The sequence below is a fragment of the Sinorhizobium meliloti genome (genome assembly GCF_017876815.1).
Classification (GTDB): Bacteria; Pseudomonadota; Alphaproteobacteria; order Rhizobiales; family Rhizobiaceae; genus Sinorhizobium; species Sinorhizobium meliloti.
In genome coordinates, this window is record NZ_JAGIOS010000002.1 from 537,942 (window position 1) to 562,677 (window position 24,736).

Consider the following 24,736-nt stretch of genomic DNA (forward strand, 5'->3'; position numbering starts at 1 on the left):
CCTACATCTCCAAGAGGAAATAGGTGGTCGGCCCGTAGGGCGTGTCGTTCGAGAGACGGAAAGCAACGCGCCCGCTGCCGCTGTCTACCGGCGGATAAACGGTGCCGTCGAGGCCGACCGGCGACACGCTCCATCTGGCAGCGGTTCGCGACAGTTCGAGATCGACATAGCCCTTCCGAATTCTCACCGGCAGCGCGCCGAAATCCTCGATCACCTTCTCTTCGCTGTCGCGAAAGATCATGCCGGTGTTCTGCGCATCGGTTGCAAGGATCAGGAGCAGGCGCCGGCTTTCAGAAAGTTTGCCTTCCGGGTCGATGGCCGAAAGCGCCACGAGGCTGTTCCCCTCCGCCTGTCCGATGCGCATGAGACCGAGATCGATCGGCTCACGCAGAGAGGAGAAGGCAGCAGCTTCCGTAGCGGGCGTCGAAACGCGGAGCTGCCCTGCCCGGCGGTCGAGGAGGACCTGTTCCGTATCGCTCTCGTAAAATCCGCTTGCGATATCGGTGCGGTTTTCGGCCGCGAGCATGTGTTCGTCGCGGAGTGCGGCAAGGATCGTTCCGGCGTCCCGGTCGCGTGGTTGCGTGATACCGGTTTCTCCATCAAACCGGTCTGCCGGAAGCAAGCCAATGCGCCCGACCAGCGCCAGATCGGTCAATCGCTCCGGCTCGCGGGCCTGCATGTCCTCGCCGAGATCCTCCTCGCCACGAACGGCGAAGGGGATCGTAATGGCGGAGGTCGCCACGTCGCCGCGGCGAAAGACGAGTGCGCCGAGCGTCTCGCCGGCGCGCGCCACGGGATCGAGGGCAATCGCATAGGGTAGCATCGCCTTCTTGTGCGGAAAGGGTTCGCCATAGGCGAGCGCAATCGGCCCGTGGCCGTGACGGCAAAGCACGTCCCAGCCCTGGAGTGCAGCGTAGGCCGGCATTGTCAGCCCTGCCTCGTAGCGATAGCGGTTCCAGAAGAGATGGTCGTATTCGCTGACGATAAACGGCTTTCCGAGCCACCGCGCCGCGGCGATCATGCGCATGTAGTTGGCGCCGTCGGCAAGCGAACTCACCTGCGTCAGGGCGCTGCCCGGCGAATAGCCGCCGACCCAATCGTGATAGGTGTTCATCGTCACGGCGCCGAGATCGCGCCGGCTGAGTGCGGTCTGCACCGTCGGCCAATTATTGTAGGTGCTGATCAGGCCGCGATAACCGAGACCGCGCAGGACCTCGCTCATGCGTGCGGCAGAAGCGCGCTCGGTCTCGACGAAGAAGGCCTGAAGATCGCGCATGCGCGGACCGTCGGCGTAGCGGTTGGCGGGAAGCCTCACCGTTGCCGTTTCGACCCGCTCGTCGGCGCCGAGATCTCCCCAGGCACGCGCGAGCGTTTCCGTCGATCCGTAGCGGGCCGAAAGCCAGCGGTTAAAGGGTTTCGCCAACGCCTCGTCATAGGCGGGCCTTTCGGGCCGCTCATGCACGACGCTGTCGAATTCGATGCCGTTTTCATTGGCAAGGATCACCAGCGCGAGCGCGTCGTCACGGATGGTCGCCGTCCCCGTATAGGGATTGACGCTCGCGAGAAACTTCTCCTGCAGCTTGCTCCAGTGCGCAACGGCATCTTCGTCGAGATGCAGCCGGAGCTTGAGATCGCCGTTGGCGTCCCATCGGTCGTCATGGCCGCCATAGGCGCCGCGCGGGGACGAGAGCCCGTCGATGATCCAGTAGATGCCGTTGCGCTTCAGCGCCGCCAGCAGGTAATGGATGCGATCCAGCGTCTCCGGATCGAAATCGAAATCCTTCTGCCTGCCGAACATCAGGCTGGCATCGACAAAATGCAGCCGGGCGATGTTGTATCCGTGCATCGCAAGCTGGCGGGCATAGCGCTCGGCGCCGTCATGGTCCGGAAAACCGCCCGAAGCCGGGCTCCAGGCGAGCGACGCGCATAGCATTCTGACCGGCTGTTCCGGCGCCCTGGCAAAGGCCAGCCGGCCATCCGGACCTGCGACGAGGCGGCTATCCGCGTCGATCGAAGCGTTCGGCAGCAAGGACGAGAAATCGAGCGGACTGCCGGCGCGGACTTCGAGCGAGACCTCGCGAACCGGCACCCATTCGGAGGCACTTGTGGCCGGGGCAAGCCAGGTGCAAAGCAGCGCCGCCGCGAGCGATCGCCTCCTCATGCCGTCTTTCCGAGGGCCGGTTCACCGAGAGAGGATTCCCCGAGAGAGGGCTTTCCGAGGATCGTGCTTTCGATCGGCTCGGCAGGCAGCCGCCGGCTTCGCAGGAAGCCTACAGGAAGGGCCGCCGCATGGAAGAACCAGGCGACGACCGTATAGAGACCCATGCTGAGGCCGCCTTTTCGGAAGCTGACGGCAAGAACGGCGACCGCGAAACTCGCGCAGACGGCGGCGAGGGCCAGGAGCGTATCAGGCAGCAGCAGGATCAGGCCGAGACAGGCGAGCCACCAGAGATAGATGAGACCCCAGAGTTTCAGCTCCGGCAGTTCCTGCAGAAGCTGAAAGAAATAGGGCTTGCCGAGAGAAGCGCGCAGTAGCTCGCCGATCCCGTAGAGATATTTGGTCTTCCAGCGGCGAACGAGCAGCCGGTAGGAATTGACCGTGTGGCCGAAGTGCTGGACGAAACGGCGGTCGAGCCGGTAAAGCCTCCAGCCGGCACTTCTGAGGCGAATGCCGAGGTCGAATTCCTCGTAGCCGTGCAGGTTGCGGTCCGAGAGGTAGCCGACGTCCTCGATGGCACTGCGCCTGTAGAGCCCGCCGCCGTTCATGCGGTCGATCGGACCCGTCCGGTTCTCGGGCGCATTGCGGCTGACGCGGCGCGCGAATTCGAGATTCGAGATGTGCATCTCCTCCACATGTCCGGTAACGCCCGCCATGGTCGGATGGTCGGCAAGGAAGCGGACGGCGTCTTTGAGGAAGGCAGCGTCGAGCAGCATGTCGCCGTCGATGAGACAGACGTAATCATGACGGGAATGCTGGAAGCCGAGCTGCGGGCCGATGCCGCAGCTCGGTCGCGCGGGCGGGGCGATCTGTGCGATGATGACGGGATATTGCGAGGCGATCTCGACCGTGCGGTCGCAGGAGCCGCTGTCGGCGATGATGACCTCGCCGCCCGTGTCCTGAAGCGCCGCAAGCGCGCTCTCGACGGTTGCGGCAATCCGCTTCTCTTCATTCAATGTCTTGATGATGATGGATATGGTCAAGAGAGCCCCCAAAATCGTGCAGCGAAAATCTATCCGCGGTAGTTTGCGCTTTGGTTCATGCCCGCGATTTTCGGCTGGAACCGGGCAAAAGGCTGACAAGCAGCCAACCGGCGCCGACACCGCAGCCGGCCCCCGCCACTTTGACCGCAAGGTCTATCAACCGGGCATGGCGGTCGGCGGCGAGCATCTGCGTGAGTTCCAGCCCGATTGCCGCCGCGAGCATAGCCGCCAGAACGGCGAGCACGTGCCGGGGATAGGCGATCGCGAACATGAGACCCGTCAGCCCGAATGCCCCGAACCGTTCAATCTGCACCGAGCTGCCCATGTGCGGGCGCAGATCGAGCGGAGAGAGGGTCGAATAGGCAATGACGCCAAGAAGGAGCCACGCAAGAACGGATGCGATGCGCCTGGCATTCATTTCGTCACGGCCCGGTAAACGTCTAGCGTCTTCAGTGCCACGCTCGACCAGCTATAGACGGCTTCGACGCGCTCGGTCTGCGCGAGCACCTCTTGTTCGTCGGGGGGATTGGCGATCTTTTCGGCTATGGCAGAGGAAAGCGCGTCGACGTTCCCCAGCGGAAAATAATCGCCGGCGGGCAGGCCGAGCTGCCGGTTGGCAACGATGTCGCTTGCCAGAACCGGGAGGCCATGGGCCATCGCCTCCAGAAGCGCGATCGGCATGCCTTCGTGGCTCGACGGCAGCACGAAGAGCGCCGCATTGGCGAAGAGTTCCGCCAGGCGATCGCCGGTCTGGAACCCCGTCAGGACGACGCCCGGCACGCGGCTGGCCAGCGCCCGTACCTCCTCTTCGTAGACGCCCGCGAATTCCGCACCGCCCGCAAGCACGAGATCGAATCCGCTATTTCCAAGTTTTGCATATGCCTGGATGAGATCGATCTGCCGCTTCTCCGGAACAAGCCGCGCCGCAAGCAGGATATAGCGCCGTCGCGTCAGACGGAATTCGCCGAGAATGCCGGTTTCGCTGCTGGAGCGCGAAACGGTGACGCCATTCGGCACCAAAGACACCGGTACGCGATAGCGTTCGCCCATCGTGTCGGCGATATCCCTGGAGATTGCGATGCGGCCTTGCGCGAGCCGCATGCCCATGCGTTCACCCGCTCGCAACATCCTTCTGGCGAAAGCCCCCCATTTCTGTCGGTCGTAGTCGTAGCCGTGGTGGGTCACAACGACGTTCAGGCGCATCAGCCGGGCGAGCGGTACCAGGAGCGCCGGGCCGACGGCGTGGATGTGCAGGATATCCGGGCGCCGCAGCGCCGCATAGCATACACCGAGGAAGGTATGGACGATGGCCTCGAGCGCCATCATACGTGGAGACCACAGGGGAGTGACGCGAATTCCATTCCAGGAATGCGGCGCAGGAACCGCAAGATAGCGCCGGCGTCCGACCACCTCGACATCCCAACCATGCGCGATCAACCTGCCTGCGAGCATCTCCACGTGCTTTTCGACGCCGCCCTGAACGTTCGGAATGCCACGAAGCCCGAGCATCATCACGCGGCGGCGCTCGATCGGCAGTTCACGATAGACGCTTGCAGGCATGCTCGCGGTTGCGCCGCCCGGCATTGCCGGGGCATCCGGCCCTGCCGAAGGTCGATCTCGGGAAACTCCCGATGCTCTGCTCATGGTTGTTGCGCCCCAGCGATAACCCAATTCGCATCTTTTACGAGCAGAACACTTACCATCCCGGTAAGAAGGTCATTAGATTCGTAGAGGTCTGACCGAAAATCAGACGGCGATGGGCGGCGATTGCGAAATGGCCTGGACGGATGCATGCCTCCGTCATCCCTGTGCTTGTCACAGGGATCCAGCAGCGCCGCGTCTGTGGCGGGGGAAGAGTTCTTTCAGCCCAAGGACTTGGGCTGGCTGGATTCCGGTGACGGGCACAGGAATGAGGATCGGATGAGAAGCCTCAGGCCGCGCCGATTTCCCCATAAAGATCGAGCGTCCTCTCGCGGTAGGCGGCGGCGGAGAATTCGCTCGCGACCCAGGACCGGGCGGCCGCCCCCATGCGGGCGCGTTCCCCGGGCGAAAGGGCGGCCATTTCGCGCAGGGCCCTGGCGAGGTCCCCGGCATCTCCTGGAGCCGCAAGCAGACCGGTCTCGCCTTCCTTGACCATTTCCGGAATCCCGCCGATCGCCGCGCCGATCACCGGGCGCTGGAGCGCGTAGGTTTCAAGCACGCTGATGGGGGCGTTTTCGTACCATTCCGACGGCAGCACGAGCGCGCGGGACTCGCCGATCAGCCTGTGCAGCTTCTCGCCCGAGAGATAGCCGGCGAAGGTCACGTCCGCCTTGAGCTCGGCCGCGAGGCTGCGAAGGGTCTGCTCCTCCGGACCGGTGCCGGCGATGACCAGCCGCTGGTTCGACAAAGCCGCCGCCCTGATCAGGGTCGCGAGGCCCTTTTCCGGCGCCAAGCGGCCGGCAAAGGCGAAATAATCGCCCTCCTGCCAATCACCGGAAAGAGCCGTGACATCGACGAAATTGGGGATGTGAACCATCTTCTCGCGGGGCCAGCCCCATTCGGCGAGCTTTTCCAGATAGAATCGGCTTGGCACGACCAGCCGGTCCACCTTGTCGCGGTAGAGCCCGAGCAAGCGGTGCAGCACCGTTTCGGCGAGCACCACCGCGCTCAGAGGGGCCGAACCCTTGACGCAGCGATGGCGCAGGACATTGTAGACCCTGCCGCCGCGGCAGTCCTCGCATACCCGGCCGTCCCGCAGCATCTTGTAGGAGGGGCAGGCGAGCTTCAGGTCGTGGACCGTCATCACCACCGGAATGCCGGCGGCTTTCAGGGTCGAGAAGATCGCCGGCGACAGGTGATGATAGACATTGTGCGCATGGGCGACCGAAGGGCGGGCGCGGTCGATGAGCCTGCCGAGATTGCGCTGCGCCTCGAGCGAATAGATGACGCTCGCCGCCTGGACGGCCTTGCGAAGGAGACCGGTGCGGCGGCCGTATTCTATCTCCGAAACGAAATAATCCGACCAGGGCGAGAATTCGTTGAGTTCGTGGTGCATGGCGAAGGGGACGATGTCCCAGCCGATCTCGCCGAACATGCTCATATGGTCGAAGAACACCGCCTCCGCTCCGCCGCGGCGGTAGAAATAGTTGTTGATCGCAAGAAGGCGCTTCCCGGTCACCAGAGCCTCCTTACCAACCGATCCGGTCAGCGGCGCTGTCGACGGGAAGGATGCAGCATCCCTTTTCGACGGCGTAGCGGACCAGATGATCGAAGCTGTCGGGGGTGCAGCCGTAGTTTGTGGGCTGCGCGGCGATATCGTGAGTGAAGAAGATCAGCCAGCCGGGACGCTCGGCGACATCGTCTATCCAGCGCGTCAGCGCGCGCGCCCCATCCTCCGGCTGGCGGATCTCTACGCCTTTGAGCATCATCGGGTCGACGGCACCGCGGTTGATGTCCTCGCCCCCTGCCCGGCAGGTTCGGTAGCGGCGGCGGAGTTCGGCCCGTGCGGACGGCCAGGCAGCGTTGTAGGGGAATGCAAAATTCGATGCCGCCGGCGAGACGCCGACGCCCTTCAGGTACTCGGCATTGCGGTCGAGATCGGCGCCGAGCCCGGCAATTTCGCGCAATCTTCGGTGGGCGAAGGTGTGACAGCCGATTTCGTGTCCGCGCGCGAGCAACTCGCTGCACCCTTCGGGCGTGATCAGGCTTCGATCCGGCTCCACCTGCCCGGCAAGCCCGCCCGCTATATAGAAGGTGCCGCGGACTCCATACTTCTCGAGGATGGCTGCGCCCGCCCCAAGCGCGCTGTCGGGGACATCGTCGAAGGTGAAGGAGACGAGCGGAACCTTAGTCTCCAACTCGCGCCGGGCTCCAGCCAGCTTCCAGATCGCCCGGTTCGCCAGCCTGTCGACAAGCGGACCGAACCCACTCAGCTTCTCAAGCATGCGCTACCCTCCCCTGGCGAGCGCGTGCAGGAGCAGCCGCCAGTTCCGCGCTCGACTGCAACGACAGTCCATAGAGTGCGACCATGAATGTGAACCACAGAAGGCTCCCCCCCTCGAAGAAGAGACTTTCGAGGCCGGCGTTGAAGATCGTGTAGAGCCATATGCGTACGAACAGCCTCGTCAGATGCGAATGCTCGCGCTCCGGAGCAATGCGGGCGATCTTTCTAAGCGGCAGGAAAAGGATCCAGATCAGGGTCAGGGCAAGGCCCGGGAAGCCCGTCATCAGGGCAATGTCGAGATAGGAATTGTGACCGTTGGCGGCAGCGACGGCCCAGGTCTCGACCGAGCCGCCGCTATAGACCAGTTCTTCCGTCTGCCAGAAGGCCTTGAAGCCATAGCCTGTGAGAGGCTGTTCGGCGAGCGCGCCGAAGGCGAAGCGCCAGATATCGGCGCGATTGGTAAAGGTCGCATCGATGCCGAGCCCGCTGATGAAATCGCCGAGCGGGGCGAAGACGGCGGAGCCCACCGCGAAGAGATTGAAAAGACCGACGCCACCGACGGCAATCGGGATACGAAGAAAGCGCACCTTCTCGAATATGAGCGCGAGCAGCAGAATGGCCGGCAGCATCGCGGTCGACGTCTTGCCCCCGGTGTTGACGAGGAAGACGAAAGACAGCGCGACAATGACGATCCCGGCAAATCTCGACCAGGTGTTCATGACGTAAAGGCCGATGAAGGCTGCGATCACCATGGCGGCCGCGGCGCTGTTCTTGTGGGGAAAGTGGCCGCGCCACAGGCCGGCATTCATCGGCTCGCGCAGTTCTGACGCCTGATGGATCGCGAGCTGCGGCTTGAAGACGATGCCGTAATAGGCGACGGCGAGCATGATGAGGATGCCGATGCCGAGCATCTTGGCGAAGTGGCGTTCCGAGGCGGGCAACAACAGGTAGACGCTGGCATTGACGGTGACCATCAACGCGAGGATCGCACCCTTGATGCCGAGCATCGGATGCGCCGAAACCAGCGAAACGAAGATGAACCAGGAAAAGAGGATCGCCAGCAGGGCGCGCGGCTGCAGGATCGCTTCCCGCAAAGGGTGCACCAGGCCGTAGCCGAGCATGCCGGTGAAAAGCAGGAGCGAGATGATCTGGTTCAGCCGGTTGGAATTGCCGGCGGAAGGGTCCAGCACCGCCTCGCCCGTCAGATCCACGAAGGGATTGATGGAGATCCAGAAGAACAGGAAGATCGCCATGAAGAGCACGGTGCCGACACGCGCCTTCACCGCATTCGTCGGCTCGACCTCTCCGTAGCCCGCGCGATCCATCTCCCGGGCTCCTCAGGCGGCCACGTGGGTCTTGCCGCGAAGAAATTTCCAGAGGCCGAGGGCAAGTGCCGCGGCGATGCCGATTGCGAGACCCAGAAGGCCGCCGCCGATCAGCAGGATCAAGGTACGCGGGGGCCAGCTTCGCGCATTGGGCGGCAGGGCACGCGAGATGACGCGAATGTTCGTGGTGTCGATCTGCTGGCGTTCGGTGATCTGCTGCGCGCGTGCCAGATGGGTTTCGTAGATCGCCGCCTTGCTGCGCGCGTCGCGTTCGAGGTCACGAAGCTGCACCTGGGCCTGGTTATCGGTGAAGACGTTCGACTTTTCGTCATCCGCCTTGCCGCGGAGTGCGTCGAGCGCCTTTTGCTCCCGGTCGAAGTCGGCCTTCGCGCGCTCCAGAATGCGGCGGGCTTCATCCTTCATCGCGGCTTCCAGCGTCGTGCGCTCCGAGCGCGCGGCGACGAGCCGTGGATGTCGCTCGCCATAGGTAAGCTGCATGGAGCCGATCTGCTGCTGCAAGGCGTTATACTGCTGGCGCAGATTGGTCATGTTCGCCGACTCGAACACCGAGGCGCTGGCGGTCTGGCCCTCGGCAACAGCCGCGCTCATCTGCCAGTAACGCGTTTCCGCCTGGATGAAGCGCTGCTGACCGTCGAGGACCTGTGTGTTGAGCTCGCTCGAAAGCTGGTTGCTGACGAGCTCGCCATTGGTGGATTGCAGGCCGTTGTCGCGCCGGAAATCCTCGACCCTCTTCTCCGCTTCGGTGACGTTGCGCCGCAGCTCATCGAGTCGTTCATTCAGGTTTTGCGCTACCCGGCCGGCGCTCTCGGCGGCCGACTGGAAGAGTTCCGCCTCGAAAGCCTCGACGATCGCGTCCGAGAGGGCGATTGCCTTGGCCGGTTCCTCGCTCCACACCTTCAGGATCACGACGAAGGAGCGTTCCTCCCGGCGCGCCTCGACCCTCTCGGACAAGGCGCGCATCGCCGCTAATTCCTTGTCCGCCTCGGCGTCCCGCGGGGCGATGAGCGCCTTCAGCCAGTCGAGCAATGTCGGCCTGACGAATTCGGGGTCGTCCGCAAGCCGCATCTCGCCGATGACGCGTTGGAGGACGTTGCGCGAGGTCAGTATCCGGAGCTTGCTTTCGACTTCCAGCAATTGCGCGTCGCGCTGCGGATTGGTCGTAAAGACGTCGTCGCTGACGACGTTGAGATTGGAAGGGTCCACGACGAGGTCGGTATAGACCGTGTATCGCGGCGTCGCCGTCACCGCATAGGCGAAGGCGGCGGCAACCGAAAGGACGAGCGCGAGCACGATCCAGCGGGCGCCGTTGCGCAGCCACCCGATGAGGTCATTGACCCCGATGCTGCCCAGGAGGTGGAGTTGCGGGAAGAAATCCGCGACGGGGGAAGGCTGCTTCTCAAGAGCGCGCGCCTGATGGGCGGGGACGGGAATATCCACCACGCGGGCGGAGGTGCCATCCTCCGCCTCGGCGGGAGCCTCCTCGTTAGCAGCGGGCTCTTCCGTTACCGCGGGCACGAGGTCGAGCAACGACCCTCCGCCCGAGCGAAGGCGCTGATGTGGCCTTTCAAGGCGTAATCCCAGTCCCTCGGGCTCGCTGCGCCGATACATCCGCTTTTCCCCATCCCCTTGGAGCCACCAAGGTGCTTATTGCCGCATAAGCAATTCCCCATGCAGATTTAGGGCCTGCAGGGTGAATATTCGGTTAAACGGAGGTGTTCGGGGGGTAACCTTTTGGGCGGACCAGCTGGCGTAGGCATCCTCACGCGTCCGGCTGCTGGCCATTCAAAGCATATCCGCTACGCACCGGATCTCCGAGGGGCGATCGTATTACCCCGACGATTCCCAGGCTGTGCGGAGTGCAAAGTGCCAAAGCGGCGGCCTGCCTATCCCACATAACGCACCTATCTCGGTGGAGAGCCGCTCTTAGAGGTCGACCAGTTTCTGAACAGCCTCGTCTACGCGGGCTCTGTCACCCGGTCCAAGCGGCAAGATCGGCCGCGGGGGCAATGCCTGAAAGAGGTTCAGGATGCTCCCGATAGCGTACATCACGCGGAAACTGCCGAACTCCTTAAACAGGGCCCATAGCGGTTGGAATGCCATGTCGATCCGATGCGCTTCCGCGCGATCGCCCGCTTTCGACGCCCGGGCGAGTTTCGATGCGGGTGCAGGCAAGAGACCGCCGACGACGCTGAACCACGCATCGGCACCCGACAGGAGCGCATCTGCTGCGCCCCAATCGCCGCTGTAGCCGATAGCAAAAGCTGCAGACGTGTTCGCACGCAGTCGAGCGATCTCACCCTCGAAATCGCCGTCGGCGGGCAACGGCATCTTCACCGCGGCAATATTCGGCACTTGCGAGAGCCGTACGATCAGTTCCTCGCTGAAGACGAACTTGGTCGTGCCCGGATTATTGTAGATGCAGAGCGGCAAGTCGGAAGCGCCGGCAACGGCAACGAAATGCTGATAAACCTCCTCCTCGGTCAGAGGCGTGTAGGATACGGGAGCCAGGAGGAGTCCGTCTGCCCCGGCTGCCTTCGCGTCGCGCGCGAGCGCCTGAGCCTCGTCGGTCCTGAGTGCGCCGACGCCGACGATGAGGGGAACTCTGCCTCCCACACATTCGACAGCGGTCTCCACTGCCCTTCGCCGTTCACCGCGCGAGAGAAATGCGTAAGCGCCTGTGCTGCCGAGCAATCCAATCGAGTCCGCGCGTGCTACGCGGATACGCTCGAGCAGTCGCGACAGCGCCTCTTCCGAAACCTTGCCGTCCATATCGGCGGGTGTCGGCGGGAACGCTGACAGGCCTTCAAACAGAACCGCAGGTGCCATCGTCATTTCCCATCGACTGCGTCAGAATAGGCCTCGCTCATACAATCGCGAATGATCCACGGCAAGACATGCAACCAAAAATCCGTCGGCAGCCGGCTCCGGATCTCTCGCACGCGTGCCTTGCCGCCGCTGCAGTCAACGATTAAATTGCCATCAATGAAGAAGGAAGCCGCATGGCGAGCATGACGATCCGCAACCTCGATGACGGGCTTAAAAAGCGTCTGCGCATTCGTGCCGCCGCGCATGGGCGTTCAATGGAGGACGAAGCGCGGGACATCCTTCGCGCCGCGCTTTCGACCGGCGAAAACCGCCCGGCCAATCTCGCGGCAGCAATCCGCTCCCGCATCGTGCCGCTCGGAGGCGTTGAGCTTGAGCTACCCCCCCCGCGAGGCCATGCGCGGCCTACCGGATTTCTCCGGGTGATCATTCTCGACACCAATGTTCTGTCGGAGCTGCTGGCCCCGGCGCCCTCCGTCGCGGTAGAGACCTGGCTTGCCGAGCAACAAACGGCGGCTGTATTTGCCACGACGGTAACGGGAAGCTGAGCTTTTCTACGGCTTGCGGCTCATGCCCGACGGACGCCGACGGCAAGAGCTCGAGGCAGCGATTGTCCCGATCTTTCGTGAGGATCTTGCCGGGCGTATTCTACCGTTCGACAGCGAGGCGGCGGACGCTTTCGGTTGCATAGCCGCCCGGCGGCGTAAACTCGGTCGCCCGATCAGCCAGTTCGACGCACAAATTGCCGCGATCGCCTGGTCTCGCGGTGCCTCCGTGGCTTACCCGCAATGTCGCGGATTTCGCTGACACCGGTGTAACTATCATCAATCCCTGGGATCATCGGCCGTGACGTTTGTAAGCCCCAGCTAAAAATCCGTCAGCAGCCGGCTCCAGGTCTCGGAGGCGAGGCCGCCGATATAGATGTCGTTGCGCTCTGCCGCTTCCTTGAGGTCCGCATGGCGGGTCACCATGCAGAAGTAGCCGCGGTGCCGGAATGACAGCCATCGCTGGCGCGAGATAGCGTTCATCAGGAATGGCTGTGCCATGCCGACCGCCACGGCATAGCCTTCCGCATCGAGCCGCGCGAACATCGCAGCGGCGACGTCGCGTTCGCGCCCCTCTTCGCAGACGAGATTGAGCACCGTGGCCACGGCACCTTGCTTGCCGAAAAAAAGAAAGGCGCCGATCGTGCGGCCGTCCGCGAGAACGACTTTCCTGCATTGGAGCGTCCCGAGGCTCCGGTTCATCGAAGCGACGCACACGAGCCAATCGAATTCGGCTCGCGACCAGGTCGGGCGGATCGCAAAGCGTTCCAGCATCGGGCTCGCGCATTGGAGGAACCCCTCGACGCCCGCTGCCTCGATCCTGCATTCGCCCTCCGCCTTCGGCCGCATGGAGGGCCGCAACCGGCGCAGTGCACGGTCAACCAGCCTGAGAACGCCGACGACAACGCGCGAGCGCGCTATCGGGAAGTGACTGGCCGCAAGGAAAGCCGCGGCGGTCAAGGGCAGAAACGAACGCTGCCATTCGAGGCTCTGGATCGGCAGGACGATGCCACCTCCCGCAACCCAATGGTCGGCGCTGACCGGCGACGCATTGTCGGAGAAGCACATGTCCTGGCGAGACGCCCGCATGGTGCGCGCAAGACGCGCCGCTCCAACGGCCCCTGCTTTACCATCCGCCATGAAGGCACAGAGAAGACGGGCCATGGTCGGGCGGCCATTGACCATGAACGCCATCGGTACCGCGAGTATTGCGCTGTCTATGCCGGTCGCACCGTTTTCGTGCACGACGCTGCCGAGTTCGGGAGAATAGTGGGGGCTGCCGAAGAAGACGGTCTCGAGATAACGTCCAAGGTCATTCTCGGGCGCGTGGTCCTGCCTTCGGAAAATCCTGTTGAACAGCCGTCCGACCGCCGGAATGTCGCCGGGCGCCATGGCGCGTGTACCGCGGCGGTGCCCTGCACCGACCGGCACACTCTCGGATACGCGAATTTCATCCGCCTCCATCGTCATATGGCGCCCGCTCCAAAGGTGAGCGCAGCCTGGCGGCGGTCGCGCCGCACGAAGTGCAGGAGCACGCTCCAAGAGGCGACCACCATCGCGATTTCGATTGCGTAGAAGGACAGGAAAGTTCCCATCGGCGGGGCGTACCAGCTTGCCCATACGGCAAGGCCGGCGCCGGCGATGCTGCCGAGCCCCATGACGGTCGCGCGGGCGGCGTGTGCGCCGGAGGCACCAAGTGCCTCGACCGCGACCGACCACATCGCGAGCGGCACCACGACCCAGCATAGGATTCTGACGAAGCCGACCAACGAGAGATAGTCCTTGCCGAAAAGGTACGGCAGGACCGGTGCCAGAACGAAGACCGTGACGGCCGCAGCGAGGCTGATGACCGTGGCGGCAGCGAGCACCCGGCGTACGCGCTGCAGCGCCTGGTGAAGTCCCGCCGCCGTTGCCCTCGCCGAACCCGGGTAGATAAGCCGGTTTAGCGCTTCCACTGAAAGATAGCTGCTCTCCAGCATGCGGCGGGCGACACTGTAGCTCGCGACGACCTCGGCGGTGGTGACGAGGCTCAGGACAAGCAGGTCGGCATTCTGGCGGAGCGCGCGCAGGATGAATGGTATGCTGAAGTAAAGGCCTTGCGGGATTTCCTCCCGCACGATGCGGTAGCGCGGCGTACCAAGTCCCCGGATTGCCCGCATACACAAGAGCGCCACGAGGACATGGCACAGAAACTGCCACACCGCCCAGTATGCGACGCTGGTGACGCCGAAGGCGATGCAGGCGAGTGCCGCCGCAACCGTCCTCGCGGCCGCAAAACCGACGACGACCTTGTTCGCGGAGGCAAAATCCGTATGAGCGATATAGATCTGCTCGGTGAGCACGATGACCCGGACCAGCAGGATATTGGTGACGAGCATCAGCGTGATCACGGCGACATTCGTCACGGGGTCCGGCGAAAGGGTGAAGAAGAACGGCAGGACCACCGCTCCCAACAGGACCAGAGCTGCCCCGCTCGCCGCCGTCAGGATGACATTGTGTCCGAGCATCTGCGGATAGATCGCGCGGTCGCGCGCGACCCGGCGCACCAGGCATTCCATCGCCCCGAGCCCACAGAGATGGACGGCTATGTTGGCGACTGCAGTAATTGCGACGAAAACGCTGAACTCGTGGACGCCGAGCCAGCGTGCAAGGATGGCAAAGGTAAGGAGTTGCGCCGCCGAACCGAGAACCAGACTGCCGCCAGAGGCGAGATAGGACACGACCATCGGCAGGAATGGTCTGTCGCCGCGCTGTTCCGTCACACCTTCCGGGGCCATCCGTTCTGCCTTGACAATCCGACTAAGGGTCGGCACCGGGCTGCGACCTGCACCCTCGCCGATTGAGGCGCACACTAGCGAGGATAAGTGATTGGCCGGTTAACATAAGCTTTGTGACGCCATGTGTTATCGGACGCCCTCCATTTCAGCTTCCGTTTACCTGCACGCGCTAGTGTGCGCCGGACGACATCCAATCCGATAACCGAAGGAGCCTTCGTGCTGCAGGGCGACAATCATCTTGACGGCCGGACCGAGGGTCGCTCGCCGCGGCTCGTACGATTCATGGGCGTCGACCTCGAACTCGCACCGGACGTGCTCGTGCCGAGGGAGGAGACGGAACTCCTTGGGCGGAACGCCGCAGCGATCCTGACCGAGCGCGCCGGACCGGCGACCGTGATCGACATGTGCTGCGGATCCGGAAATCTCGCTCTGGGGATCGCCGAGGAGGTACCGCTTGCGCGTGTCTGGGGTGCCGACCTCACCGACAGCACGGTCGCGCTTGCGCGGCGCAACGTCGATCGCCTTTCGCTTGGCGACCGCGTCGTCATCCGGCAGGGCGACCTGTTCGCCGCCCTCGCCGGAGAAGACCTCGAGGGCGCCGTCGACATGATCGTCTGCAACCCGCCCTATATCTCGACATCCCGCCTCGAAGGCGACAGCGCGCATCTTCTCGCGAGCGAGCCGCGGGAGGCGTTCGATGGCGGCCCCTACGGCATATCCATCCATCAGCGGCTGATCCGCGAGGCCGTCGCCTTCCTCAAGCCGGGCGGCTGGCTCCTCTTCGAGTTCGGAGAGGGACAGGATCGCCAAGCCACGGCGCTTCTCGCCCGAACGAAGGCCTATGAGGCAGTGACATTCGCGGAGGACTCGGCCGGAAAGCCGCGGGTCGCACTCGCGCGCAGGCTGGGAGGTGCAGCGGCAACCGCCGCGGCTGACGGGGCAAGCAGATGAGCGACATCCGTTCGCTCGCAGTCGAGGATATCCCGGCTGTCGCGCGGCTCTTCCAGAAGGTTTTCCGCAACAGCGCGGAGGAGCCGCCGCCTGCGTTCATCGAATATCTTCGGCAGCTCTATATCGATGCCCCGGGCAACGACCCGGAAATCCGCCCGCTCGTGTACAGCAACGATGACGGCCGGATTTCCGGCTTCGTCGGAGCGAACACTCTGGCCATGACGTATCGCGGCAGGCCATTGCGCGCCGCGATCTGCGGCTCGCTGATGGTCGAAGGCCACGAAAGCGATCCGATGGCCGGCGCGCGGCTGCTGAAAGCGTTCCTTGCAGGACCGCAGGACCTTTCCTTCAGCGAAACGGCGAGCGAAGTTTCGACGCAGATGTGGACGAAGCTGCGTGGCGTCGTGCTTCCGCAATACAGCCTCGACTGGATACGCGTCATCCGGCCCGCATCCTTCGGCCTCGATCTCGTCGCGAGCCGGTTCGGCCCCGCTCGCGCACTCGGCCCGCTGGCTCATGCGTTCGACCGCCGTCATCGCGGCAAGTTGCGACGCGGCGAGTTGCGCTGGTCGGGCGTGCCCGACGCCGCCACCACACAGGGCCCGCTGCAGGTCGCCGACATCGACCGGCATGGCTTTGCCGAGCTCTTCGCACCCTTGACCCGGCAGTTTGCCGTGCAGCCGGCCTGGGCCGAGGGCCAGCTGGACCATATCCTCGAAGACGCGGAGAAGAAGCCGGAATTCGGCGCGCCGGTGCTTGCGGCCGTGAGGACGCGAAGTGGTGCTCCCGTCGGAGCGTTTTTCTACCACCTGCAGCCCGGCGGAACTGCCAGGGTTCTCCAGGTCCTCGCCCTGCCGGGACAGGCCGGTTCGATCCTCGACTGCCTGATAGAGCACGCGGCCGCGCGCCGCGCCGCTGCGGTTCGCGGTCGAACCCAGCCGGCGCTGCTTGAGGCCATGATGGGCCGCCGTATCGGCTTCGTCCATGCCGCCTCGACCGTCGTCCATTCCCGCGAGGAGGAACTCGTCGACGCCTTCCGTCATGCACAGGGTTTCATCAACGGGCTGGCGGGGGAACACTGGAGCCGGCTGATCGGCGGGACTTTCAACCGGATCTAGAGCGCTTCCAGAAATGTGCATAGCGGTCTTGCGCCCGGGAATGCGTCGTTCGAAATGCACTAGATCACGATGATTTTAGGCCGGCTCGACAGTCATCGACGTGATCGATTCTGGCGTTGCGCGTATGTAAGCCATCTTGCCGACAGCACCGCCCGCGGAAACGTATCGGAGGACTGCAATCTCTCCTCCTGTGCTTGTCACAGGAATGAGGAAATCAAGCAAACCGCGGCGGCTATCCGAATATCAACAGTCTCTAGACTTGAAGCTGCTCGGCAAGCGGCTTTTGATAGACGACGATCGGGGCGTGGTAGGGTACACGCTTGTAGAGATCGATGACGTCCTGGTTCACCAGCCGAACGCACCCCGACGAGACTGCCTTGCCGATCGACTTCCATTCCGGCGTGCCGTGCAGACGGTACAGCGTGTCCTGCCCGTTCTGGAAGATGTACAGCGCGCGGGCACCCAAGGGATTGTCGATGCCGGGGGCCATGCCTCCATTCGCGACGGAGTATTTTTCGAGTTCCGGCCGGCGGGCGATCATATCGGCCGGAGGCTTCCACCGAGGCCAGGGCTGGCGCCAGTGTATGATCCCTTCGCCCTGCCAGGCGAAGCCCTCGCGCCCAATGCCGACGCCGTAGCGCATCGCCGTTCCGCCAGGCTCGATGAGGTAAAGGAACCGCCCGGGCGTGTCTACGACCACCGTCCCCGCCGGTTCGCCGGTAGGGTCCGGCACCCGCTGGCGAAAGTATTTCGGATCCATCTCCCTATAGGGGACTGCCGGAATAAAATGTCCGCCATCTTCGACGGCAGCATATCTGGCTTCCAGTTCGGCATCGCTCGCCAGCCCGATCGGGCGGCTCACCAGACGCGGCACGGGAGCGCGCTCCGCCTGCGGCGCAGAGGTCGAGCACCCCGCGACGGCTGCTGTTGCGGAGATCGCTCCCAGAAGAAGCGTGCGTCTTTGTAATTGGATTTTGCTAAACATCTCAAGCGAGTACGAAGAGGGAAACGGGGATCGCGTGTAGACGTGTAGCCGACTCGCGTGGATTGCCAAACTCACGGCCAATCACATATTCGATATCTGCAACCCCGCGCGGAGGGGTCGTCGGAGATTTAGACGTGACGAAGTCGGTGGCCTGCCCAACTGGAGCGGGCTGAGGAGAAGAGGTCGACTCGACCTAAGAGCATCGTGATCTAGGAATGCAGCTGCCGCGATCCCGCAGATCTCGGTTTGGCTGCCGGCAGCGGCGCCGGCTGGCCACAATAGACGGGGTACAGCGTCGGCTCGGACAGAAGGAAGCCCTGCACATGCGTTGCGCCGGCCTTTTTGACGGCTTCGAGCTGTCCGTAGGTCTCGATGCCCTCGATGATCACCGTCGGCGCGACGCATGAAGCGAGCCCTACCAAATGATGGAGGAACCCCTTGCCCTTGCCCACACCCTGGCCGCGGCCGATGAAGAATGCGTCCAGTTTCACGATGTCGACGGGAACGGACAACAGCGATTCCGGCGTCGAGTGACCCGTTCCGAAACTGTCCAAGGCGATTCTGTAGCCCAGTGCGCGTGCGCCTTCGATGAACTCCGCCGCCGTCGGCAGAGTGGCCAGCGGCAGGCACTCCGTTATTTCGAGAACAAGGCGCGAGGCCATTTCCCGATTTCGCGAAAGCAGGTCGTAAAGTTCCGACCAGGTGTTCTCGTCGAAAATATTGCCGGCCGAGATATCGCAACCCAACACGCCCGACGGATTGCAGTCGAGCCACTCGAATGCGAGACCGACCATGTATCGATCGAATAACGCAACACGTCCCGACGCTTCGAGAAAAGCAGTGAATTCCTCGCTCGTCCTGACCGCTCCGTCACGTTCTACGAGTCTGCCGAGGCACTCCGAATAGAGCACCTCGCCCGTATCGTCGACCGCATTGACCTGCTGCAGGGAAAAGCCTATCCGCCCCTCCCGCATCGCTTGGGTCACGGCGCCGGCGACACGGTCGAATCTTCTCAGATGTTCCATCCGGCGACGCGCCTCGTTCGGTCAGTTTTCGAGCGCGATGTCCTCATCAGGCGTCGTATCGAGGAGGTGCTCACGAATATCGTCTATCTTCCCGACGGGGGTTCCGACGCCGAGCGTTTCCTTGACGTCTTCCAGTGTTGCGTCCGTCACTTCGCCGCCATTCGTGAAGCTTGCAATCGCCTCGCGCAGCGCTTCATCGCTGAGAGCGGGATCGGTCGGGATGACGTCCGAGCCGAATTCGGCCTCGAACTCGGCATAGGCGATCGCATAGGCGGAGATTGCCGCCATCCGCGGGTCGTTCGAGTTCAGATAGGCGTGATAGTTCCGGCCGAGCGAGCTCAGCTTTGCCGCTTCGGCCTGCGAATTTTTAGGCTTCGGCGTCGGGACAGCCGTTTTCGTGGCCCTGGCCTTGACTACCTTGCCGGACTTGCCGGTGGCCGCACGTTCGGACTTCCTGCCGTGCTTGAACAGGTCCTGGAGGAAACGAGGCGTGCCCGCACGTTCGCCGCCCGATCTGCCCGAATCGGATCGAGCCTTCGCATGGCTTCCGCTATTGCCGTGGTTTCCGCTCTTGCCGTGGCCGCCGCCATTGCCGCCGCCGCTGCCGCCGCCGCTGCCCCCACCGTTGCCCCCACCGTTGCCATTGCCGCCCTTGGCGAAGGCGATGTCCGATATGCCGGGCGCAATGCCCGCCAGGGGCGCACCTGCAAGCGCAAGCGCAATAAGACCTCGTCCGACGAATTTGGAAACAGGCATGGGGGCCTCCTATCGAATGTCGCGGCCGTTGTTGCTCCGGCCGATTTTCTGCTTCAATTGATAAAGCGATAGCGTGCAACTGGCGCGGGTTCCACCGTCGCCGGACCAATGCGCCGGTTGATAGGACTTAGGTCCGTGGGCACGGTCGTCAAAAGTCCCAAGATGCGCTATGACCAAGGGGTAAGGGATGGCGCGCGTTGACCGGCCGGCCGGAGATGCTAATTTGTCGGTTGCAAAGAACGCAGCAGTGCCGGCGACGAATTGAGCGGGCCATCGTGAGATTTCTCGTGCACGTCGACGACCTCATCAGACGGTGGAACTCTCAGCCGCTGGCAAAGCAGTTCCTGATTATCGGTGGCTCGGTAGCCGCTGCGGCGATGCTTGTCGTCGGTGCCTTCGTGACGAGCCTCATAGAGGAAGCCGTGACGCGCAACTCCGCGGCAACCACGGCGCTCTATGTCGACAGCGTGATTGCGCCGCTCCTGCCCGACATGCAAACGACGCAGGTGCTCGACGACTCGGTGGCACGGGCGCTCGACGAAACGCTTGGGCAGGGCGCTTTGGGCGATCGGCTCGCGTCGTTCCGACTTTGGCGGGCGGACGGGACCGTTCTCTATTCGAGCGAAAAGGCCATGGTTGGTCAGAAGTACGAGCTGGGTCCGGAGCTGACGGCAGCATTCGACGGCGGCATGGTCGCTCGCTTCATGCCTCTCGACGAGGCCGACGGCGAGACGGAGCGCCTTTCGAACAGTCCTCTCCTGGAGATCTACAATCCCCTTCTCCAACCCTGGTCCGGTGAGGTGGTCGCCGTCTCGGAATTCCACGAGATTGCCGATGAATTCGAGCAGAGCCTCAATCGGGCGCGGCTTCACACGTGGATCGCCGTTGCCGGCTTCACGCTCGCCTTCTTCATCGCGCTTTCGGCCATCGTCTTGCGCGGCAGCAGAACGATCGAGAAACAGCGCCATGCGCTTGGGCAGCGCGTCGATGAGCTTTCGGCGCTGCTTGCGCAGAACGAGGCACTGCGTGCGCGCCTGCGCCAGGCATCCCAGCGTGCGACCGCGCTGAACGAAACCCTGTTGCGGCGGATCGGCGCCGACCTCCATGACGGACCGGCGCAGCTCGTGGCTTATGCTTCGCTTCGGCTGGACAGCAACAAGCTTGTCAGCCCCTCGACGCCCGCCGAACTGCGCGAGCGTGAGATCGCCGCCATCAAGGGCAGCCTCGACGAGGCGATGAACGAGATCAGGACGCTGTGCAACGGGCTGGTGCTGCCGCAGATAGAGACTGCCAGCCTGAGGGAGATTCTGGAGCGTTGCGTTCGCGCCCATGAACAACGAACGGGAACGACCGTGGACTTGTCGATGAGCGACCCGCCCGAGCGCCTTTCCGCATCGGCGAAGATATGCATATACCGTTTCGTGCAGGAAGCACTTAACAACGCCTTTCGTCACGGCGGCGGCATCGCTCAGCGCGTGACGCAGAACACGAACGGTGACAAGATTACCGTCGAGGTTGCCGATGGCGGTCCGGGCTTCGACCCAAGCGAAGTACGGCCGACGAGCCTCGGCCTCGCGGGTCTTAAAGGCCGCGTCGAGAGCCTCGGCGGAACGTTCGAGATCAACCCCAACGCGCCCGGCACCATCGTCCGGATGTCGCTCGGCCTCGAGGAAATGGAGCAGGCATGATGACGGGAATTCGAGTAGCCGTGGTCGATGACCACCCTCTGTTCAGGGAGGGTGTGACCCGGAGCCTGTCGGAGATCGACGGGTTCGAGATCGTCGCGGAAGGCGGGTCGCGGGACGAAGCGGTCGCGATTGCGCAAAGCCTCAACCCTGACGTCATGCTGCTCGACATCTCCATGCCGGGCGGCGGGCTGAACGCAGTTCCGGCGATCCTGAGCGTCGCGCCCTCGCAGAAGATCGTCATGCTGACCGTTTCCGAGGCGAATGACGACGTCGCGGCAGCCCTGAAGGAGGGCGCGAAGGGTTACATTCTCAAGGGCATCGGCGCGAGGGCGCTGGCGGAAGTCATTCGCACCGTCGCCTCAGGCGAGAGCTATGTCGCCCCCACCCTTTCCGCCAAGCTGCTGACGGGGCAGCTGGCCAATTCTGCACCGGCCAAGTCCAACCTCGTTGCCGAGCTGACGCGGCGCGAACAGGAGGTCCTGCACCTCGTCGCCTCGGGAATGAGCAACAAGCAGATTGCCCGAAAGCTCGATCTGCACGAGAAAACGGTGAAACATCACATGACGCAGATCATGGCGAAGCTCGACGTCGCCAACCGGACGGAGGCGGCCATGGTGCTGCGCGACGCGCTCGACTGGCGTCCGGTCAGTCAATGAAGGACAGAAGCCGTCTCCGGTCGGCCGAGGTTGCGCGCCGGTTGACGATCGTGCGCCCGCGCGAATCCTTCATGATGTAGCGGGCGCCTTCGATCACCTCGCTGATGCCGTCCCGGTGACGTACGCGCAGGATGGAGCCGCCGCCTTCCACGGACGTCGCTGCTCTTCCGCTTGCCCGGCCGGAATTCGAATTGCCGCCGCCTTTGCCGTTCGAGCCACCGCCCCTGCCATTCCCGTTTCCGCCGCCGCCACCGTTTCCGCCGCCTCGTCCGCCGCCGCCTCCTCCGCCGCCACGTCCGCCGCCGCTACCGCCTCCCTTGGCGAGAGCGGACTGCGGTTCCAGTTCGATGCCTGAGCCCGACAGCGCGATTTTGTAAGGCGATACGGCGACGGGAAGGCCGACCGAAACCCAGCACAGTGCTGCGAGAAAGTTTCGACGCGTGACCATCACGCTCCTCCTGAAGAGTTTTACCGGCCTGCGCCTGATCGCGGTCTCGCGAATGCATTGACGCTTTCACCGATCGTCGGCATCGCCGCCGACGCGACAACAGTCCACCGGGAAAGCCCAACATTCGCTTTCGCCAGCTGTTGCGCCATCTTTGTTCACGGTCTGGTCAGTGCGTCAACTGCAATCGAGGTGGTTCAGACGTTTCGCTTTCACGGGTCGGACGATCGTCCGATGCGATTCGGACCAAAGTCCGACGATGGGGCAAGGCGGCTAGGCGAAAGCGGCTCTGCAGCCTCTCGAATGAGAGGCTGCAGAAAAAAAAAGGTTATCGATCCAGTTGCCATTGCGCAACCTGCCGGGGCTCGGTGATGCTGCGGTCCGGCGACGCGGACCGGCTCAGGCCGCCCTCACGCCCGCCTTCATCGGGATCTCGATGTCGACTTCGAGCGTGGTGACGTGCTCGCCGCGTTCCATCGTGACGTTGACCTTGTCGCGGTCGACCTGGACATGCTTGGCGATGACGGCGAGAATTTCTTCCCGAAGCACCGCCACGAGATCCGACTGGCCGACCGACGCGCGCTCATGCGCCAGCAGCACCTGCAGGCGCTCGCGCGCCGTCGGCGCCGAGGTCTGCTTGCTGAAGAAACGGAAAATGCTCATGCTGCCCTCCGTCCGAATATCTTGCCCAGGAAGCCACGCTTCTCGCCGGGAATGGTCATCGGTACCGTTTCTCCCGCGAGGCGGCGCGCAGCATCCAGATAGGCACGCGCCGGAGCGCTGCTGCTGTCGGCGAGCGTCACCGGGGCACCGAGATTGGAAGCCTTGAGAACGTCCATGCTCTCGGGAACGATGCCGATGAGCGGGATGGAGAGTATCTCGAGGACGTCATCGACCTTGAGCATGTCGCCACGCTCGGCACGGACGGCATCGTAGCGTGTCAGCAGCAGGTGCTTCTCGACCCGCTCTCCGCGCTCTGCCCTTTCGGTCTTGGCATCGAGCAGGCCGATGATGCGGTCGGAGTCGCGAACGGAGGAGACTTCCGGATTGGTGACGATGACGGCGAGGTCGGCGTGGCGCATCGCGAGCGTCGCGCCGCGCTCTATCCCGGCCGGGCTGTCGCAAATGATCCAGTCGAAGTGTTTCCTGAGTTCTTCCATCACCCGCTCGACGCCCTCGGGGGTCAGGCTGTCCTTGTCGCGGGTCTGCGATGCCGGCAGCAGGAACAGGGTATCGAGGCGTTTGTCGCGGATCAGCGCCTGCGGCAGCTTCGCGTCGCCCTGGATCACGTTGACGAGGTCGTAGACGACCCGGCGCTCGGCGCCCATGACGAGGTCGAGATTGCGCAGCCCGACGTCGAAATCGACGACGACCGTTTTCTCGTTGCGCTGCGCCAGCGCCGCACCCAGTGCGGCGGTTGACGTCGTCTTGCCGACGCCGCCCTTTCCAGATGTAACTACAACTACTTTCGCCATCTTCCCGCTCCTGTTGTCAGAGCGGGATGAGGAAAACTGTGAGCGGTTTTCCGCCCGCATCCCCGCTCTAATCCGATAAATCCCGCCGGCAACCGGCTCAGTTAAGTCTTTCCGCCATGATCGAATCACCTTCCAGCCAGAGCTGGACCGACTGGCCGCGCAGATTGGGCGCCATGTCCTCGGCCGTCTTGTAGACGCCGTCGATTGCCAGCAATTCCGCTTCGAGCCGGCGGCAGAAAATGCGCGCAGACGCGTTTCCGACCGAGCCTGCCAGCGCCCGCCCTCGGAGCGTCCCGTAGATATGGACCGAACCTCCTGCGACGATCTCCGCGCCGGATGCGACAGAGCCGACCACCGTCACGTCGCCTTCCGGGAAGATGACCGACTGTCCGGACCGAACCGGTTCCCGGACGATGATCGATGCCGTCGCCCGCACCGGCTGAACCTCCTCCGGCGTAATCGGCGCAGCGGCCTTTCCCTTGCCGGCCTTCGGCGGATCGGCAGGATCGGCCTCAGGCACCTCGAAATCGGGCGCCGGCCGGCCGCCCTTCATGGCAGGCGGCATTCCCGGTTCGAAGAGCGAGGGACGTCCGCCTTCGATCCCCATCACCCTGACATTGCGCTGGCCGAGCTCGTCGAGCAGGCTCTTCAACTGTTTCCGGTCGATCTCGAGATCCGCCACGTCGAGCACCACCGGGCGCCCCAGGAAGAAGCCCGCCGAACGCGAAGCGAGGTCATCGAGCCGGCCAAGCCACCAGTCGAGCGGCAGTTCCGGGGAAAGCACCAGCGCCAGGAAGGAGCGGCCCTTGATGCGGATCGAGCGAGCGTCTGTTAGCACTTTGGTCATCTTCGTTAATTATTGGTTGCCAAGATGTAGGCGAGCCATGGTTAACAAATGGTTAACCGGGCCTCCTTCTTTGCCTGATCTTCGGTCCGTTTCGCCTCCGCATGACGTGGAGATTTCCGTGACGTGCGAGACCATCTGTCCGCAAAGAGACCCGACGGAACCGGCGACCAGTT

23 protein-coding genes and 1 pseudogene are annotated in these 24,736 nt (G+C 63.6%); 6 read left to right on the forward strand and 18 right to left on the reverse strand.

Translation table 11 applies throughout. From position 1 onward, the window contains the following. Position 1: 1 nt before the first annotated feature. The 9 genes from JOH52_RS21455 to JOH52_RS21495 all read right to left on the reverse strand — a co-directional run bounded on the left by JOH52_RS21455 (position 2) and on the right by JOH52_RS21495 (position 11,298). Positions 2 to 2,161, reverse strand: a complete 2,160-nt coding sequence (locus tag JOH52_RS21455) for a hypothetical protein (RefSeq protein WP_014530191.1) — start codon at positions 2,159 to 2,161, stop codon at positions 2 to 4. Then, complete coding sequence (locus JOH52_RS21460; RefSeq protein WP_014530190.1) at positions 2,158 to 3,201, reverse strand: glycosyltransferase family 2 protein; 1,044 nt, start codon at positions 3,199 to 3,201, stop codon at positions 2,158 to 2,160. Before JOH52_RS21460 ends, JOH52_RS21455 begins: the two co-directional genes overlap by 4 nt. A 55-nt stretch (positions 3,202 to 3,256) precedes the next feature. Next, positions 3,257 to 3,619 carry a hypothetical protein gene (locus JOH52_RS21465; protein WP_013850396.1) on the reverse strand — a complete coding sequence of 121 codons (363 nt, stop codon included), beginning with the start codon at positions 3,617 to 3,619 and terminating at the stop codon, positions 3,257 to 3,259. Further along, positions 3,616 to 4,785, reverse strand: a complete 1,170-nt coding sequence (locus JOH52_RS21470) for a glycosyltransferase family 4 protein (protein ID WP_010976151.1) — start codon at positions 4,783 to 4,785, stop codon at positions 3,616 to 3,618. Before JOH52_RS21470 ends, JOH52_RS21465 begins: the two co-directional genes overlap by 4 nt. 346 nt (positions 4,786 to 5,131) lie before the next feature. Continuing rightward, positions 5,132 to 6,361 (reverse strand): glycosyltransferase family 4 protein, encoded by a 1,230-nt coding sequence (locus JOH52_RS21475; RefSeq protein WP_014530188.1) that lies wholly within the window; start codon positions 6,359 to 6,361, stop codon positions 5,132 to 5,134. Between the two features lie 10 nt (positions 6,362 to 6,371). After that, the gene (locus JOH52_RS21480; protein WP_013850394.1) at positions 6,372 to 7,127 is read right to left on the reverse strand and encodes a polysaccharide deacetylase family protein; all 756 of its coding nucleotides are present in this window, start codon (positions 7,125 to 7,127) and stop codon (positions 6,372 to 6,374) included. Next, positions 7,120 to 8,451, reverse strand: a complete 1,332-nt coding sequence (locus JOH52_RS21485) for an O-antigen ligase family protein (RefSeq protein WP_013850393.1) — start codon at positions 8,449 to 8,451, stop codon at positions 7,120 to 7,122. The genes JOH52_RS21480 and JOH52_RS21485 overlap by 8 nt, the downstream gene beginning before the upstream one ends. Before the next feature lie 12 nt (positions 8,452 to 8,463). Then, positions 8,464 to 10,080 carry a GumC family protein gene (locus tag JOH52_RS21490; protein ID WP_041169554.1) on the reverse strand — a complete coding sequence of 539 codons (1,617 nt, stop codon included), beginning with the start codon at positions 10,078 to 10,080 and terminating at the stop codon, positions 8,464 to 8,466. 315 nt (positions 10,081 to 10,395) lie between these two features. Beyond that, positions 10,396 to 11,298: a dihydrodipicolinate synthase family protein gene (locus JOH52_RS21495; RefSeq protein ID WP_013850391.1), complete on the reverse strand. Its 903-nt coding sequence runs from the start codon at positions 11,296 to 11,298 to the stop codon at positions 10,396 to 10,398. A 173-nt stretch (positions 11,299 to 11,471) separates the two neighbouring features. Here JOH52_RS21495 and JOH52_RS21500 point away from each other — a divergent pair. Both JOH52_RS21500 and JOH52_RS35195 read left to right on the forward strand, forming a co-directional pair. Then, positions 11,472 to 11,721: pseudogene (locus JOH52_RS21500) on the forward strand (FitA-like ribbon-helix-helix domain-containing protein). Beyond that, positions 11,718 to 11,843 carry a PIN domain-containing protein gene (locus JOH52_RS35195; RefSeq protein WP_041862626.1) on the forward strand — a complete coding sequence of 42 codons (126 nt, stop codon included), beginning with the start codon at positions 11,718 to 11,720 and terminating at the stop codon, positions 11,841 to 11,843. The pseudogene JOH52_RS21500 and the gene JOH52_RS35195 overlap by 4 nt, the downstream one beginning before the upstream one ends. 318 nt (positions 11,844 to 12,161) lie before the next feature. On the opposite strand, the gene JOH52_RS21510 is transcribed toward JOH52_RS35195, so the two are convergent. Together JOH52_RS21510 and JOH52_RS21515 are read right to left on the reverse strand one after the other, a co-directional pair. Next, positions 12,162 to 13,310 (reverse strand): hypothetical protein, encoded by a 1,149-nt coding sequence (locus JOH52_RS21510; RefSeq protein ID WP_014530184.1) that lies wholly within the window; start codon positions 13,308 to 13,310, stop codon positions 12,162 to 12,164. Continuing rightward, a complete protein-coding gene (locus JOH52_RS21515) occupies positions 13,307 to 14,617 on the reverse strand; it encodes a lipopolysaccharide biosynthesis protein (RefSeq protein ID WP_017272467.1) in 1,311 nt (436 codons plus the stop codon). The genes JOH52_RS21510 and JOH52_RS21515 overlap by 4 nt, the downstream gene beginning before the upstream one ends. Positions 14,618 to 14,740: 123 nt before the next feature. Here JOH52_RS21515 and JOH52_RS21520 point away from each other — a divergent pair, with 123 nt between their 5' ends. Together JOH52_RS21520 and JOH52_RS21525 are read left to right on the forward strand one after the other, a co-directional pair. After that, positions 14,741 to 15,568 carry a N5-glutamine methyltransferase family protein gene (locus tag JOH52_RS21520; protein ID WP_013850388.1) on the forward strand — a complete coding sequence of 276 codons (828 nt, stop codon included), beginning with the start codon at positions 14,741 to 14,743 and terminating at the stop codon, positions 15,566 to 15,568. Continuing rightward, on the forward strand, positions 15,565 to 16,686 hold the full coding sequence (locus JOH52_RS21525) for a GNAT family protein (RefSeq protein WP_015008149.1): 1,122 nt from the start codon (positions 15,565 to 15,567) through the stop codon (positions 16,684 to 16,686). Before JOH52_RS21520 ends, JOH52_RS21525 begins: the two co-directional genes overlap by 4 nt. 253 nt (positions 16,687 to 16,939) lie before the next feature. Here the strand turns inward: JOH52_RS21525 and JOH52_RS21530 are convergent, their stop codons facing one another. From JOH52_RS21530 to JOH52_RS21540, 3 genes are all read right to left on the reverse strand, one after another. Further along, a complete protein-coding gene (locus JOH52_RS21530; RefSeq protein ID WP_010976165.1) occupies positions 16,940 to 17,671 on the reverse strand; it encodes a L,D-transpeptidase in 732 nt (243 codons plus the stop codon). Positions 17,672 to 17,880: 209 nt separating this feature from the next. Then, a complete protein-coding gene (locus JOH52_RS21535) occupies positions 17,881 to 18,696 on the reverse strand; it encodes an EAL domain-containing protein (RefSeq protein ID WP_013850386.1) in 816 nt (271 codons plus the stop codon). A gap of 21 nt (positions 18,697 to 18,717) precedes the next feature. Continuing rightward, entirely contained in the window at positions 18,718 to 19,452 is a 735-nt protein-coding gene (locus tag JOH52_RS21540; protein ID WP_014527803.1) for a hypothetical protein, read from the reverse strand. A 275-nt stretch (positions 19,453 to 19,727) separates the two neighbouring features. Here JOH52_RS21540 and JOH52_RS21545 point away from each other — a divergent pair, with 275 nt between their 5' ends. Both JOH52_RS21545 and JOH52_RS21550 read left to right on the forward strand, forming a co-directional pair. Further along, a complete protein-coding gene (locus JOH52_RS21545; RefSeq protein ID WP_014527802.1) occupies positions 19,728 to 21,140 on the forward strand; it encodes a sensor histidine kinase in 1,413 nt (470 codons plus the stop codon). After that, positions 21,137 to 21,796, forward strand: a complete 660-nt coding sequence (locus tag JOH52_RS21550) for a LuxR C-terminal-related transcriptional regulator (RefSeq protein WP_010976169.1) — start codon at positions 21,137 to 21,139, stop codon at positions 21,794 to 21,796. The genes JOH52_RS21545 and JOH52_RS21550 overlap by 4 nt, the downstream gene beginning before the upstream one ends. On the opposite strand, the gene JOH52_RS21555 is transcribed toward JOH52_RS21550, so the two are convergent. From JOH52_RS21555 to minC, 4 genes are all read right to left on the reverse strand, one after another. Next, positions 21,786 to 22,244: a hypothetical protein gene (locus JOH52_RS21555; RefSeq protein WP_010976170.1), complete on the reverse strand. Its 459-nt coding sequence runs from the start codon at positions 22,242 to 22,244 to the stop codon at positions 21,786 to 21,788. The genes JOH52_RS21550 and JOH52_RS21555 overlap by 11 nt on opposite strands. 396 nt (positions 22,245 to 22,640) lie before the next feature. Continuing rightward, positions 22,641 to 22,904, reverse strand: a complete 264-nt coding sequence (minE, locus tag JOH52_RS21560) for a cell division topological specificity factor MinE (protein WP_003526351.1) — start codon at positions 22,902 to 22,904, stop codon at positions 22,641 to 22,643. Then, complete coding sequence (gene minD, locus JOH52_RS21565; RefSeq protein ID WP_010976171.1) at positions 22,901 to 23,716, reverse strand: septum site-determining protein MinD; 816 nt, start codon at positions 23,714 to 23,716, stop codon at positions 22,901 to 22,903. The genes minE and minD overlap by 4 nt, the downstream gene beginning before the upstream one ends. A 97-nt stretch (positions 23,717 to 23,813) precedes the next feature. Next, entirely contained in the window at positions 23,814 to 24,563 is a 750-nt protein-coding gene (gene minC / locus JOH52_RS21570; protein ID WP_014527800.1) for a septum site-determining protein MinC, read from the reverse strand. Between the last annotated feature and the right edge of the window lie 173 nt (positions 24,564 to 24,736).

Coding starts and splice junctions, on each gene's coding strand:
- JOH52_RS21455 (WP_014530191.1), bottom strand. CDS start 2,161: ATGAGGAGGCGATCGCTCGCGGCGGCGCTGCTTTGCACCTGGCTTGCC.
- JOH52_RS21465 (WP_013850396.1), bottom strand. CDS start 3,619: ATGAATGCCAGGCGCATCGCATCCGTTCTTGCGTGGCTCCTTCTTGGC.
- JOH52_RS21470 (WP_010976151.1), bottom strand. CDS start 4,785: ATGCCGGGCGGCGCAACCGCGAGCATGCCTGCAAGCGTCTATCGTGAA.
- JOH52_RS21480 (WP_013850394.1), bottom strand. CDS start 7,127: ATGCTTGAGAAGCTGAGTGGGTTCGGTCCGCTTGTCGACAGGCTGGCG.
- JOH52_RS21485 (WP_013850393.1), bottom strand. CDS start 8,451: ATGGATCGCGCGGGCTACGGAGAGGTCGAGCCGACGAATGCGGTGAAG.
- JOH52_RS21490 (WP_041169554.1), bottom strand. CDS start 10,080: ATGTATCGGCGCAGCGAGCCCGAGGGACTGGGATTACGCCTTGAAAGG.
- JOH52_RS21495 (WP_013850391.1), bottom strand. CDS start 11,298: ATGGCACCTGCGGTTCTGTTTGAAGGCCTGTCAGCGTTCCCGCCGACA.
- JOH52_RS21510 (WP_014530184.1), bottom strand. CDS start 13,310: ATGACGATGGAGGCGGATGAAATTCGCGTATCCGAGAGTGTGCCGGTC.
- JOH52_RS21515 (WP_017272467.1), bottom strand. CDS start 14,617: ATGGCCCCGGAAGGTGTGACGGAACAGCGCGGCGACAGACCATTCCTG.
- JOH52_RS21525 (WP_015008149.1), top strand. CDS start 15,565: ATGAGCGACATCCGTTCGCTCGCAGTCGAGGATATCCCGGCTGTCGCG.
- JOH52_RS21530 (WP_010976165.1), bottom strand. CDS start 17,671: ATGTTTAGCAAAATCCAATTACAAAGACGCACGCTTCTTCTGGGAGCG.
- JOH52_RS21535 (WP_013850386.1), bottom strand. CDS start 18,696: ATGGAACATCTGAGAAGATTCGACCGTGTCGCCGGCGCCGTGACCCAA.
- JOH52_RS21540 (WP_014527803.1), bottom strand. CDS start 19,452: ATGCCTGTTTCCAAATTCGTCGGACGAGGTCTTATTGCGCTTGCGCTT.
- JOH52_RS21550 (WP_010976169.1), top strand. CDS start 21,137: ATGATGACGGGAATTCGAGTAGCCGTGGTCGATGACCACCCTCTGTTC.
- JOH52_RS21555 (WP_010976170.1), bottom strand. CDS start 22,244: ATGGTCACGCGTCGAAACTTTCTCGCAGCACTGTGCTGGGTTTCGGTC.
- minE (WP_003526351.1), bottom strand. CDS start 22,904: ATGAGCATTTTCCGTTTCTTCAGCAAGCAGACCTCGGCGCCGACGGCG.
- minD (WP_010976171.1), bottom strand. CDS start 23,716: ATGGCGAAAGTAGTTGTAGTTACATCTGGAAAGGGCGGCGTCGGCAAG.
- minC (WP_014527800.1), bottom strand. CDS start 24,563: ATGACCAAAGTGCTAACAGACGCTCGCTCGATCCGCATCAAGGGCCGC.